Below are 13,655 nucleotides of genomic sequence, written 5' to 3'. Positions count from 1 at the left end.
CTGCCTTGCGCTCACGACGTCGGCCTTCTCGTCCGTCTCTCCTCATTCAGAGGCTTCGCGCCGTTCCTCCTTTACCTCCCACGTCACGCCTGCACGCACGCCCTCACGCGACGCCAACCCTCGCCGCTCACGCTCGCCCCTCACGCCTGCACGCTCACGCCTGCACCCGTCTCATGCCTGCGCCCACCTCACGCCTGCACGCTCATGCCTTCACCTCACACCTGCACCTCCGATGCGTTTGCATCCTCGCTGCGTCAGCGCATCCGTCATCGCTCGTGTGCGACACCTCGAACGCGGTGCGCATTGCAATGGGACGTCGAATGCTCGTCGAAGGCGTGGCGAATCGGGATGCGGCCGCTCCCGCGATCACACCGCCTGGATCTGCGAAGAAAACGATGCAGCGCGTAGCAACCTTCCCTGTCCTGGATGATTGAACCGGTTCGTGACCAGGGAGCACATCACGCCCGATGTGCGCAATTCCTGCATTGGGGTGCACTTATCTTCGATTCAGGAACCACCTCGATTCGAAGCCGTTCGATGCGGTCTCGGCATTGACGTGCATCCATCGATCGTGATTGTTGTTCAATCACGCATGCGTCGACGTCTGGCGGGTACCATTGCAGGAATTTTCCTGCTCATTGGCTTCTGGTTCCTCTTCTGGCCGAAAGGTACACCTGATCCACCGGTTCAACCGAACCAGGAGCTCGGCGCCGCCTCTCCCGAAGGGGAACGGCACCGCCACGGTGGTTCGCACCACAGTGCCGACGAGGCGAGCGGCGAGGACGAGGGCCCGCCCCCCGGCGACCGGATCCCCATGCCGCGTTGCTGGCAGGGGCTCGTCGATTTCGACAAGAAGGCCAGCCTCACCGATCTGCGCGCCGCCATCTCCAACGCCGTCGCCCAGGGGGATCCCCTGCTCGCCGAGTACCTGCGTGACCGCCTCGCCGAGATGATCGGCGGCAACGCCGACACCGCCCTCACCGTGCTCGGGTGGGCGACCCAGGCGTCGGGCCCTGAACTCGGCATCCTGATGGGCTCCATCAAGGAATCTTCCGCCGTGCGCGATCCCAGGGTCGCTTCGGCGCTCCTCGCGACGGGAGAGCAGAAGTCCGCCGCTTCGGATCTCCGCGGCTCTGCGCTCGAAGCCCTCGAGACGCAGCACCGCCTCGACGAAGCCTCCATCGGCCGGATGAAGGCCATCGCGATGGACGACGACGCCGAGTCTGCGGCCTGGATCGCGACCCGCACCCTCGGGCGAGTCATGAACGAGGACTTCAAGCGCACGGGCAGCTACCAGGCCTACTGGAAAGAGCTGCTGTCGGTCGGCAAGGACTCGCCGGAGACTGGCGTGCAGCTCCTCGCCCTGGAGATGCCCTCGTACGCAGACCCGATCCTGGAGGACAACGATCTGGAGGTGCTCACCAAGCTCCTCATGACCGACCCGGATCGCAGCGTCCGCGAGATGGCCGCCCACCGGCTCTCGGTCACCCGCTCACCGAACAAGGTGCTCGCCATCTACCAGCAAGCGTTCCCCGCGGAGCAGGACGAGTGCGTACGCTGGGCCATCTTCCGCTTCACCGTGCGCGTGGGCGGCGCGGGCGCGATGCCGATCCTCGCCGCCTACGCCGCCCTCGACCCGCGGTTCAAGGACGACCACCAGGACTTCATGGCCATCTACGCGGCGGGCACCGTCGATTTCGAGCGTGTCTGGATGGGCAAGGTCGAGCGGCACCAGTGCGTGCTCGAAGAAGGGATGCCCCACTGATGAAGCGTCGTCTCGTCTCCCTCGGCCTGTGTGCCGCCACGGCCGCCTCGCTCTCGATGGCGCTCGGCGCGGCCGATCCCGCGCTCCCGAGCGACCCCAACCCGCCCACGTCGGCCGCCTCGCCACCAGGTGTCCCCGGCGCCCCGGGCGCTCCCGCCGCGCTCCCCGCGCTCGTCGGGTGCTCCCTCCCGGCCATGGTCGACACCCTGCGTGGCGCCCTCAAGGACGGCTCTCCTGCGCTCCAGCGCTACATGAAGTTCCTCATCAAGGAGGCCGCCCTCGCCATGCCGCCCGAGGAGCTGAGCGCCCTCTTCGCTGGCGAACGCGATCCAGGCCTCGTCGAGGCCCTCGGCGTCGCCCTCGCCACCCGCGCGAGCAACACCCGCGACTTCTCCCTGCTCGATCCCGTCATCGACCGCGCCCGCGCCGAGGCCGACCCGAAGCTGCGCGCGGCGGCCCTGGGTGGCATGCGCGGCATCGCCTCCGTCGAGGTCCTCCAGCAGAAGCGCATCTCCTACGAAGACTTCATGCGCGATCCCTCTCCCGAGGTGCGCGACGCCGCCGTGGAGAACCTTCTCCACGAGAACAGCAAGATCTACTTCGGCCACGATCGAGGCGTCTCCGAGGCCGCCGTCAAGGCTGCCTCGGCCTGCTCCGATCCAAAGACGGCTGCCAAGCTCCTCTCGGGCACCTCCATGGAGCAAGTGGGCCCCGACGCCGTGCAGACGCTCGTCAAGGAACTCCGCTCCGAGCACGCCGAGGTGCGCGCCGCCGCAGCGAAGGCCCTCGGCGGCGTCCCTGCGGCGAGCGCGGGCACGGCGGAACGAGCGCTCATCACCCACTACCCCGGCGAGACGACGACCGAGGTCCGCGCGGCCATGCTGGAGGGCATCGTGCATCTGCGGCTCGGCGGCGCGGTCCCCATCCTGGAGTCGCTGCGCGGCATCGACTCGACCCTCGGCCCCGACATCGACGCCTGGCTGAAGGCCCTGTCGATGAACCTGCAAGAGTGGTCGCTCGTCCTGCGAGAGAAGCAGCGCATCAAGCCATAGATCGACACCCGCGCAAGGGGCGCGGGCAGACCGGAACAGCACAGCAGAGGAGACAGGATGCCCATGAATCGGATCACCAAGCTGGGGTTGAAGCTCGCAGCGATCGGCGCGCTCGCATCGCTCGCCGTCACCATGCCCTCCCCGATCGAAGCCGCCACCGCGCGCGGCCCGATCTGCGAGGCGAAGGCGCGCGTCGGCTCCACGACGTACTACTCGTGCAACGGCAGCTCGCACACCGCGCTCGACATGAGCAACCAGACGTGCGGCTCGTGGAACCACCGAGGCATGCTCCTCGGCACCTTCAACTACAAGTACTCCGGCGGCTGCGCGAACAACTGCGCGAACCCCCCGCCCAACCCCAACTGCAACGGCGGCGCCGGCAACTACTACGTCGTCTCCGGCGGGAGCGGCTGGGATTTCCGCCAGCTCCACGTGAACTCCAACGGCAGCTCCAAGACCCAGTCGTGTGACCGCTGCGCCCTCGGCCTGGTCGGATCCACCGGCCAGTCCTACGGCGCCCACGTCCACGCCGACAATCGCCAGTACGGCACCAGGAAGAGCGCCTGGTACACCAGCGTGAGCACCACCTGCGGTTCCAGCGCCAACTGCGAGAACCGGGTCGGCGTCCCGACGCTGTGACCCCGGGCGAAGAGGCCGGCTCGCCACGCGCGCTGGCCTCTTCCTTCATGCAGCGCGCCACACGCGCCACACACCCGCCTCGCGCGGCGACGTCGCGCAGCACGTCAGGGCGAGCAGTCCTCGCAGAACACGCTCTCCACGGGCCGATCGTTCACCATGTCGGCGAGCCACGTCGTGAGCTTCGTTCCGCCCGCTTCTGCCGTGTAGAAGTTCTCGTACGGCAGGATGCAGTGCTGCTCCCCGCCCGCAATGAACGCCCCGAACTTCGGCGCGGCCGCCTCGATCGAGGCCACGCTCGCCAGCATCTGCGCCGTCCACGCGTCGGTCCCGCCGCCGCCCATCGCCGTGAAGTAGAACGTCTGGTTGTCGTCGTGGAGCGTGTTGAACTGCGAGTACACGTTCTCCGGGTAGTGCGCGGCGATCATGCGGTAGAGCGCCGAGAGCGACGTGGCCTCCCGGAAATCGCCCACGAACGACGGGAAGCTCGCCTGCGCATTCCACGAGGGGAAGCTCTTCTCGAAGAAGTCGCTGGTGATCACGCCGGCCGCGCTGTCCGAGAAGTGGTAGACGCGCGACGCCCCGTAGTGACGCTGAAGCTCGGGCGCCCACCAGATGCTCCCGTAGCCGCCGGCGCTGCATCCGGTGACGAAGATCTTCTCCGGGGCTCGAAGCTCCCGGTACACCCAGTCGAGCGCCGCCCGCACGTTGACCGCGCCCTTGTGGCGGATGGTCACCGCCTTCTCGCCTTGCCCGTACGTCTGCACGTTGTCCCCCCAGTGGATGTCGCCCGTGCAGTACGGGATGTAGACGTGCGTCCACCCCTTCATCGGGTGCCCCTCGCGCGACTGGTCGTACCAGCCCCCGGGGGGCGACGCCGTGTACCGCTCGGTGTCCACCGTCTCCTTGAAGATCGCCCCCGCGAAGGAGCAGGTCTGCTCGTTCCAGCAGGCGCCACCGCCCTCGAACTCCACGATGACCTTCGTCGGATCGCCGGGTCGCACGATGAACGCGAACTCACCGCCGCGCGAGCAGGTCGTCTCGCCACCGGGACGGAGCACGCTGGTCGTCCCCACGGGCAGCGCGTCGAAGTGTGGCAGCTCCGCAGGCGACCCGCCCGCGCCCTCCTCGGGCGGCTCCCCCGAGCTGCCTTTCCCGGCGTCGGACCCACTGCAAGCAGCCAGCGCGACGATCGCCACCGAGGACGCGAAGACGGCGCGAAGCGGACGCGAGAGGCATGCAGAGCGGTTGAGCATGGGAGTGGTCCTCGTTGCCGCACGACGCCGCGCAATGACACGCGACCACGCGATGGCAGGTCCCTCGAACGCAAGCCGCAGACCTGAGCCCGACCGGGCGATTTCTTCCATCCACCCCGGCGTTCCAGGGACGCCCAGGTCACTTCATGAAGTACCTATCGAGGCGCCGCAAGGGCTCGATCGTACCAGGCATCACGTCCAGGAGACCCTGACTTCATGAAGTGCCTCATGAAATGGCATCTCGGGACCAGGGCCAACGGAGGCCTGCTCCGGTCCGCGTCGGATGCGACGCGCGTTCTCGTGCTCCGAGAGGGTGATGCGCAGCACCACCGCAGGAGGACGACGTCTGGATGCCAGCAAGCGCGAGCGGCGCGTGCGAGGACGCAGCCGACTCTGGCAGAGACATCGACGCCGACGCTCGGACTTCCGTCTCCCGCGTTTTGAACCCCAGCACGACGCCAGGAGTTCCGTCTCCCGCGTTTCGAACCCCAGCGCAACGCCAGGAGTTCCGTCTCCCATGTTCTGGACACCAGCGCGACGCTCCGGAGCGGAGCTCCCGGATGTGGGAATGGCGCGCCAACGTCCAGAAACGCGTTTCTACATTTGGAAATGTCGCACCAACGCGCTGGTGCGCCGTTGCAACATGTAGAAACGTCGCTCCAACGCGCTGGTGCGCCGTTTCCAACTTTAGAAATGACGTTCCAACGCGCTGGAGCGCCGTTTCCAACTTTAGAAATGACGTTCCAACGCGCTGGTGCGCCGTTGCAACATTTAGAAACGTCGCACCAACACGCTGGTGCGCCGTTTCCAACTTTAGAAATGACGCTCCGACGCGATGGAGCGCCGTTGCGACATCTGGAAACGTCACTCCGACCCCCTGAGCGCCCTCACGAACGGTGGGAACACCGCGGCGCTCCCCGAGGCGGCGCTCCCCGGCGCGCGGAAGCGCAGGAAGCACACACCCTGCAGCGGCGCACGGTCGACCCCTCGCCCTTTCGCCCCCTGCCTCGCCGGTCCCGGATCACACACCGAGGGTGTAGCCGTCCCGTCCGGACGTCCCTCGGAGGGGTACGCCAGCGCGTGGCCGTGCTACAGGGCGGCGGTGATCCGCAAGGTCCTCATCGCCAATCGCGGAGAGATTGCCGTCCGCATCCTCCGAACCCTGCACGAGATGGGCATCCAGGCCGTCGCCGTCTACAGCGAGGCCGACCGTGGGAGCCTCCACGTGCGCCTGGCCGACGAGGCCTACCTCATCGGGCCCGCCCTCGCCTCCGAGAGCTACCTGCGCATCGACAAGATCCTCGACGTCGCCCGGCGCGCGGGCTGCGACGCCATCCACCCCGGCTACGGCTTCCTCTCGGAGAACCGCGACTTCGCCGCCGCGTGCGAGGCCGCTGGCATCATCTTCATCGGCCCCCCGGCGAGCGCGATGAGCGCCATGGGCTCCAAGACCGCAGCCCGCGCCAAGATGATGGCCGCTGGCGTCCCGGTCACGCCAGGTGGAGACGCGAACAGCCCCGAAGAGGCCCTCGCGACCGCCGCACGCCTCGGCTACCCGGTCATGCTCAAGGCGGCCTTCGGCGGTGGCGGCAAGGGCATGCGCCTCGTCGAGCGCGCCGAGGATCTGCCCGCGGCCTTCGAGCGCGCCCAGAGCGAGGCCGCCCGCGCGTTCGGCAACGCCACGGTCTACCTCGAGAAGGCCATCGTCCGGCCGCGGCACGTCGAGATCCAGGTCCTCGGGGACCGGCACGGCAACATGGTCCACCTCTTCGAGCGCGACTGCTCGATCCAGCGGCGCCACCAGAAGGTCGTCGAGGAGACGCCTTGCCCTGCCGCCGACGACGAGCTGATCCGTCGCATGGGCGAAGTCGCCGTCCGCGGGGCCCTCGCCGTCGGGTACTTCTCGGCAGGCACGTTCGAGTTCCTCCTCGGTGAGGACGGGAGCTTCTACTTCCTGGAGATGAACACCCGGCTCCAGGTCGAGCACCCCATCACGGAGTGGATCACCGGCGTCGATCTGGTCGCGGAGATGGTCCGCGTCGCGGCGGGCGAGCCCCTCTCGGTCCGCCAGGAGACCCTGGTGCGGCGCGGTGCATCCATCGAGTGCCGCATCTACGCCGAGGACCCGAGCTCCGGCTTCCTCCCGAGCCCGGGCAAGCTGGAGGCCCTGCGCCCCCCGAGCGGCCCCTGGGTCCGCGACGACAGCGGCTTCTACGAGGGGTCCGAGGTGCCCAGCCACTACGACCCCCTCGTCTCCAAGCTCTCCGTGTGGGCGCCGGATCGGCGCGCGGCGATCGCGCGGATGCAGCGCGCGCTGTCGGAGTACGTGGTCACCGGCATCCGCACGAACCTCGCGTTCCATCAGAACCTGATGGCGCACCCCGAGTTCCAGGCGGGCCGCTACCACACCGGCTTCATCCAGGAGCACACTGCAGCGCTCTGCGGGTTCGCTGGCGTCCCCACCGAGGACGAGGCGCACCTCGCCGCGGCGCTCGCAGTGGCCGTGTCCCGCGCCGAGCGTCGCACCGCGCGGGAGGTCTCGATCCCCGATCACGGTGCCAGCCTCTCGCCGTGGGTCCAGGCCGGCCGCGGCAACCTGCGCTGAAGCCACCCCGCAGCGAAGCGCGCGCGAAGAGCGTACGCGGACACACACCTTCGGGCTTGACCATCGCGACGGCGCAGGCTCCGATGAGCGTGCCGTCTCACAATCCTGCCTCCGGCGCGCTGGTGAGGGCCTTGCTGGGCCCAGCATGTCGCCGGACGGGGGCGGTGGCGGGGAGGTCCGATGATCCAGTTCCTGTACGGTCCCTTCCGGGAGCACCTCGAGCTGCGCTCGGGCAAGGATCGGCTCGCGTTCGACGGCGTCCGTGTGCCGGTCGCGCGCGAAGAATTCGAGCCCCACATCCGGCAGTACCTCGCGATCTCCGACAACCGAGACAAGCTCTTGCGGGCGCTCGCACGGGATCGCCTCGGGGTGATCACGCCGCCCGATGAGCAGGGGCTGTGTCACTGGATCACACGAGAGCTGGAGCTGGGGACGCTGGTCCTGGTGCGGTGCCGCCGCCCCGCGCTCGGCCCGCTGGGAGGCATCGAGGAGGCCGAGCCGACCGAGCCCGTGATCGAGAAGCACGAAAAGGAGGAGGAGAAGCTCCAGGAGTGGAAGCTCGAGTGCAAGCACCACGCAGCCGGCAAGCGTCCCTTCTTCGACCGTGGCACGCGCATCCAGGTGGTGCCGGACATGGGCAAGACCAAGGACACCATCACCGTCCACTGGCGCGACGACTACCGGCCAGAGCTGCCCGATGCGTTGACCGTGAGGACGACGGGACGCCCCGAGACGCGCGCCACGAAGGGTGGCCAGTCGGGAGGCTACACGGCGTACACCGGCGAGGTCGAATACCGAGGAGCGCTCCACGAGATGCGTTTCCCGTTCTCCCCTTTCTGGCGAGCGCTGAACGAGACCACGACCTACACGATCGAACCAGGGCCGCGCTCGATCGGGGTGGAGGTCTTCAATCCACGCCAGTTCGAAATCGAGCTGAAGTTCCCGCCACTCGAGAAGTTCAAGGCTGGCTACAAGTACAGCAGCTCGTCGAGTGCCATCGAGGGCAAGTCGCTCGGTGAACTCTCGCTCGTCAAGAAACAGACGGTGAAGCGAGAGTTCAAGGCGTCCGCGCAGAGCTGGGAGCCCTCGTCGAGAAAGGTGAGTTCCGTCGAGGCGAGCGGCTCCCTCAAGACGGTCGACAGCAGCACCCAGAGCAGCGTCGAGGTCAATCTCAAGGCCAAGGCGGAGCAAAAGAGCAAGTTCGTCGACGCCATCGTGATCAAGCGCGATCGTGGAGCGCTCAAGATCAACGTCCTCGAGATCCTGGGCGGCATCCTCAAATTCGTCGAGAGCGTCCTCAAGCTGGTCGACACCATCAAGGAGTACGCGCCGCAGGTCGGGTGGTACTTCGATCTGAACCTCCAGGTGATGCAAGGTGGCCTGGGTGCCGAGTGGTACTGGAAGGAGTGGGAAGACCACCGCGTCTTTCGCTACATCGACATCAAGGCGAGCCTCGACCTCTTCGCGCTCACCTTCGAGATCGGTATCGGGGTCAGCGCCTACTCCTTCAAGGCGCAAGCCTTCGCCCAGTTCTCGGGCTCGTTCGGGGCGGAGATCAGCGGCAAGAAGTACAAGCCGGATGGCCTCCCCGGCTTCTCGGGGAACGCCGACCGCACGTTTTCCGTCGCGGTTGGCGCCCGCGTCGAGGCGGGGCACGTCCTGAAGCTCAAGGCCACGATGGAGAGCGCGCTGGAGGTCGATTTCGAGATCGGCATCAACATGCCGAACCGCTCGCACGTCTTCAGCATCGACGGCGGGATCGTCTGGACGGGGATCCAGTGCAAGGCGGAGGGGTCCATTGGCGCCTTCGGAATCGCGGGCACCAAGGTCTGGAAGGGCACGCTCATCCCCAAGAGCGAGCGAATGAAATTCCAGTGGCCCAGCGAGGAAGAGTACAAGCCCCCGTTCCTGAGCCGAAACGCGATCAAGGCGATCCTCGTCAAGGTGCTCTCCAATGGATGGGATGTCCGTGTCTTCACGACCTCCGGAAAGACCTTCGTTCCTGACGAGCAGTGGTCCCTCGACCGGATCACCAGCAAGCTCGCAGACCGGATCGAGCGTGACACGGCCTTCCATCGCACCCCCCAGATGGTGGACGCACTGGCCAACGCCATCCGACAGGACCTCGACGCGCTGGGCACGCGCTGGGGGCGCGACTGGATCGAGGCGTCGCGGTTCGAACGCTACGTCGACGACGCCGTCGACGGATACAGCCTCGCCAAGCACCTGAAGCAGGGGGCGAGCCCGCTGCAGACGCTCACGGGTTGAGGCTGCAGTTTCGCTCGCGCGAGCGAACGTCGGAGGAAGGAACCCGTCGCATGTCCACGTTCCCGATCCATCACCTGGAAGCGAAGCTCGAGCGCTGCCGCGTGCGCATACGGATCAACGAGGTCCCCGCCGTGGAGATGAGCGCCGCTGGCGAACAACCCGAGTGGTTCGCGCCTCCCATCAACCTCTACCTGGTCGGCAGAGGCAACCGGATCGACGTCGACGTCTGGCCCCTGGAACGAGAAGACGGCTCGTACGAGACGTTCGAAGCCGTGGAGTTCCACGGTGCCGTGCGCGTGTACGGAAAGGGGGACGCCGTGGCTCCAGGTGAGGGGCCCTTGCTCGTCGACCTCCCGGTGATGACCGAACTCGTGCAGCGGCGTGAGGCCGCAGCCGAGCGAGACGAGGAACTCCCGATCCCGCAGCGGTTTTCGCTCGCCTTCGACAACGAAGGCCCGGACTTTTCGGCGGAGCTGCTCGACGCCCCCGCGCTGCCCGACGACGATGCGCTACGGGACTACGCGGTGCTCTTGCGCGATCGGATGCGCGCGGGCGATGTGCGAGCGCTGGTCGACGAGATGGGTCCGAAAGTACGAGCGTACGCGCAGGCGTACGATGAGGCGGCCGTGACGCTGGAGAAGAGCCTGCTCTCGGTGTTGAGGGACGACTACGCCCCCCGTGGCTTCATGACCGACTTCGAGCGCGACGATGTGGTGATCGTGCCCAACGCCGCGAGGACGCTCTGTGAATTGCAGCGCCCCGAGGGCCTCCCGTTGATCCAGACGCCTCCCGATGCAGAGGGCGGGACGCTGCAGATCGCGGTGGTCGCAGGCGTGCGAGAGGGTGCGTTGCGGGTCGTGCGCTAGCGCGCGTCGGCGGGGAAGGTCCCGGCGGGGGCGGTCCGGATCTCGCCGGATGCGAGGGAGGCGCGGAGGCTGGAGATGGCTTCGAGCAGGAGCATCGACCAGCCGTCGACCTCGATCCGCCCCGCGGGACCCAGGTGGAACAAGAGCTCCAGGGCGCAGTCACGGCGCACCCGGAGCGGCGTGTTCTCGCGGGACAGCTCCTCGAGGCTGAGCGAGGGGGTGTACAGCGCACCGAAGCGGAGCCGTGCCCTCGGGAGCTTGCTGTGGTTCTCCTCGTACCAGCTGCGCCAGGCGACCGGATCGGGCTCCAGGGTGACGCCGGTGATCCGGTGCAGCGCGCGGTTGATGAGGAGATCCGAGCCGCGCACTGGCTCGCGGCTCGCGATGGCGAGGTGAACCTGATCGAGGAGATCGATGAGCAGATCCACCCCGTCGGGGTGGCCGTACCAGCCGAGCATCTCGGCGGCGCGCGTGTCGAATGCGACCACGTCGACCAGGAGCTGGAAGTCGCGCTCGCTCCCGGCGAGGGCCACGAGCCGCGCCGCGGTGTTGCGCTGCTCCCGGCTCATCCCACCGATCGTCGTGAGGTCGTGCTCCAGCCGCTCCCGCACCCACGCGATCCCGGAAGGCACGCCGAGCACGATGAGCCCCTCGGCCGCCGCCAGGGCGACGCCATCGTCAGGGTCGGTGAGGCGCGCTTCCAGGAGCGGTCGCACCGTGTCGGGATCGGGGATGCTGGCGAGGCAGCGCGTCGCCGCGGCGCGGACGCGGCCCTCGCTGTGAGAGATCAGCGGGATGATGATCTCCATGTCCGCGGCACGGCGCGCGCGCAGCACCTCCAGCGCGACGCGCACGAGCGGCGTCCGCTCGCTGCGCAGGAGCCGCGCGGCGGCGGCCTCGATCTCCGGGCTGGACGCGAGGCGGAGCCCCGTCTCCCACGCGGGCAGCGTGCCGGGGTGCGCCTTGCGCATGGCCGAGATCGCGGCGCGCGCGGCCTCCTCGTCGTCGATGCACCCGAGCGCGAGCGCCAGCGCGAAGCCACGCCCTCGATCGGGGAACGACATCTCCAGCGCGCAGTGGTTGATCTCCTTCACGGCCTCCGGCGCGGGGCGACGGCGCACGAGCGCGACGAGGGCGTCGAGGTTGTCGAGCACCTGCTGCTCCAGCGTTGCCGTCAAGGCCGCCGGCTCCTCTTCGCGCTGACGCCACAGGTCACCGAAGATGGCGATGTCTTCGAGGCTGTCGCGGGCGAGGCGACGGAGCTGCGGGCGCACGTCTTCGTCCGGTGCCTCGCCAGCGCTCGCTGGCGCGAAGCGATGCAGCGACGGGACCCCCACGCTCGCACGGAACGGTGGCGTGGCCTGGACCGTCGACGAGGAAGGCGGTGGCGCGACGCTCGGCGCGCGCCGCGGTGGAGGGATGGAGGAGTCCGGACCGTCGAAGGCTGCCTCCGCGAACGCGGCGGCTGGCGTCATCGAAGGCCGAGAGACGCCCTGGGCCGGGACGCGCGGGATCTCTTCGAGGACGAGCACTGCGCGCTCGGGGCCGTCACCGTGCAGCGCCACGAGCGTGGACGAGCGCGGCGCACAGCCGACGTCCCAGTACGCGCACGCGATGGTCGAGAGCAGCGCCCCCGTGGCCGCCCCGACCTCGCCCAGTTCCTCGATCCACTGCTCGCTCCGCGCCTGGGCGGCGAGCGCTCCCGCGGCGCGATGCTCGGCTGCGGCCCACGCCGCGGTGCGGGTCGGCTCGGCGTTCACGTCGCTGAGGAGCCAGCCGATGGGACCCGTGCTCGCAGCGGCCAGCTCGATCAGCGACGCCATCGCTTCGCCCTCTTCGGGGCGAGGGCCCGCCTGATCGCTGGCGACGAAGCGCACCCAGCCGAGCGCCGAGCTGGCGAAGGTGTCCCAGCCGAGCGCGAGGAACGCGGCCCCTTCGGACGGCGTGATCCCACCCCGGCAGTCGAGCGCGTTGAGGCGATCCGCCCGGTCCAGGGAGAGGAGGAATGGCTCGTCGTAGTAGGTGTCGATCGCGCCGACGAGGACGGCAGGCGCCACGCCTTCCTCCAGCAGCGCAAGCGCGCGCATGAGGGCGACCGCGAAGCCCGCGTGGCCGGAACGGATCAAGGTCGAGCGCGCAGGATCGGTCTTCACCGCGCTGAGCGTGCCGAGCGATGCGAGGAGCGTGTCGTCTTCTTCGGAGACCCGGTCGGAAACGGCCACGATCAAGGGGAGCCCGGGAGGGGTGTTGCCCGTCGCTCGGGCCGCCCCGTTGGAAGGCGGCGGCGCCATCCCTTCGATGTGGACCAGCCCAGGGACGCGCTGTTCCAGACCCTGGGCTGCCTCGCGGAGCGCGTGCGCGCCGAGCGCGGCGATGCGCGCGGTGCCGAGCAGGTCGTCCGAGAGCGCGACCGAACGCGAGACGCTGATGCGATGTCCGCGCTGATCGAAGAAGCGGGTGGGGCGCGGCTCGATGCGGCCCGCGCGCGCGCACATGGCGATCTGCAGCGCTTCGACGCCGAGCGGGCCCCAGGCCCCGAAGCCCAGGATGGTCGCGCGCGGCCGCGCCGGGACCACGGGGGCTGGGCGCTGTGTGACCGGGGTCTGGTGCAAAGTGTCGGAAGTCTAAGCTGGTCGCGCCCCGAAGCCCACGGGTCGCCGACCGTCCCCGGCCGACCAGCAAAGGATGATAGCTGCCCTACAAGCTGAACCGGCCCGACCCTTCAGCAACCGCCACCCGAAGGGCGGCCCGGCGAGACGAGTCGGGACGACTCGGACGCGCGCGGGGCGGGGCGGGCGCGACCCGCCGGGCGTGCGCGCAGGCAAGAGCGGGGGGCGTGGGGCGGGGCAAGAGCGGGGCAAGAGCGAGAAGCAAAAAAAGGGGCGGGAGCGATGGCTGCCCCTGACGCGACCTGGAGCGCCGACAGGAAAGCTCAGCAGCTCGACCAGGAGGAAGCGTGACGACACGCGCGCATCACGCCCGGTCCACCGCGCGAGGCGCGAGGCCGATGGCGGCAAGGCCGATGGCACGAGGCGTGAGGCCGACGGTGCGTGACGCGACGGCGCGTGACCGCGCGACGGCACGCGACCGCGCGACGGCACGACGGCACGACGGCACGACGGCACGACAATGTCGCCTGGCGCACCGGCCCTCCGCGACGCGACCACGGCGCATCGAAGAGCAGCTTCTCCCCGCTCTGCCGCGTGC

8 protein-coding genes are annotated in these 13,655 nt (G+C 68.7%); 6 read left to right on the top strand and 2 right to left on the bottom strand.

Going from position 1 to position 13,655, the window contains the following annotated elements; translation table 11 throughout:
• Window positions 1-814 precede the first annotated feature (814 nt).
• The 3 genes from CMC5_RS19425 (at window position 815) to CMC5_RS19415 (ending at window position 3,456) form a co-directional block, all read left to right on the top strand.
• The gene (locus CMC5_RS19425) at window positions 815-1,765 is read left to right on the top strand and encodes a hypothetical protein (protein ID WP_082363475.1); all 951 of its coding nucleotides are present in this window, start codon (window positions 815-817) and stop codon (window positions 1,763-1,765) included.
• A complete protein-coding gene (locus CMC5_RS19420; protein ID WP_050431822.1) occupies window positions 1,765-2,817 on the top strand; it encodes a hypothetical protein in 1,053 nt (350 codons plus the stop codon). The genes CMC5_RS19425 and CMC5_RS19420 overlap by 1 nt, the downstream gene beginning before the upstream one ends.
• Window positions 2,818-2,880: 63 nt before the next feature.
• Window positions 2,881-3,456 (top strand): peptidase M23, encoded by a 576-nt coding sequence (locus tag CMC5_RS19415; RefSeq protein WP_245678520.1) that lies wholly within the window; start codon window positions 2,881-2,883, stop codon window positions 3,454-3,456.
• Between the two features lie 104 nt (window positions 3,457-3,560).
• Here the strand turns inward: CMC5_RS19415 and CMC5_RS19410 are convergent, their stop codons facing one another.
• Window positions 3,561-4,709 (bottom strand): pectin acetylesterase-family hydrolase, encoded by a 1,149-nt coding sequence (locus CMC5_RS19410; protein ID WP_050431820.1) that lies wholly within the window; start codon window positions 4,707-4,709, stop codon window positions 3,561-3,563.
• A gap of 1,102 nt (window positions 4,710-5,811) precedes the next feature.
• Between CMC5_RS19410 and CMC5_RS19405 the strand changes: the two genes are divergently transcribed.
• The 3 genes from CMC5_RS19405 (at window position 5,812) to CMC5_RS19395 (ending at window position 10,448) form a co-directional block, all read left to right on the top strand.
• Complete coding sequence (locus CMC5_RS19405; protein ID WP_050435999.1) at window positions 5,812-7,314, top strand: acetyl-CoA carboxylase biotin carboxylase subunit; 1,503 nt, start codon at window positions 5,812-5,814, stop codon at window positions 7,312-7,314.
• A gap of 180 nt (window positions 7,315-7,494) precedes the next feature.
• Window positions 7,495-9,582, top strand: a complete 2,088-nt coding sequence (locus CMC5_RS19400) for a hypothetical protein (protein WP_050431819.1) — start codon at window positions 7,495-7,497, stop codon at window positions 9,580-9,582.
• Window positions 9,583-9,632: 50 nt separating this feature from the next.
• The gene (locus CMC5_RS19395) at window positions 9,633-10,448 is read left to right on the top strand and encodes a hypothetical protein (RefSeq protein WP_050431818.1); all 816 of its coding nucleotides are present in this window, start codon (window positions 9,633-9,635) and stop codon (window positions 10,446-10,448) included.
• Here CMC5_RS19395 and CMC5_RS19390 read toward each other — a convergent pair.
• A complete protein-coding gene (locus CMC5_RS19390; protein WP_156338732.1) occupies window positions 10,445-13,060 on the bottom strand; it encodes a HEAT repeat domain-containing protein in 2,616 nt (871 codons plus the stop codon). The two genes, CMC5_RS19395 and CMC5_RS19390, sit on opposite strands and share 4 nt — an antisense overlap.
• Window positions 13,061-13,655: the final 595 nt, after the last annotated feature.

Origin of the sequence: Chondromyces crocatus (genome assembly GCF_001189295.1) — a bacterium.
Taxonomy (GTDB): domain Bacteria; phylum Myxococcota_A; class Polyangia; order Polyangiales; family Polyangiaceae; genus Chondromyces; species Chondromyces crocatus.
Note: the sequence above shows the minus strand (reverse complement) of the source record. Positions and strands in the feature narration are given on the sequence as shown.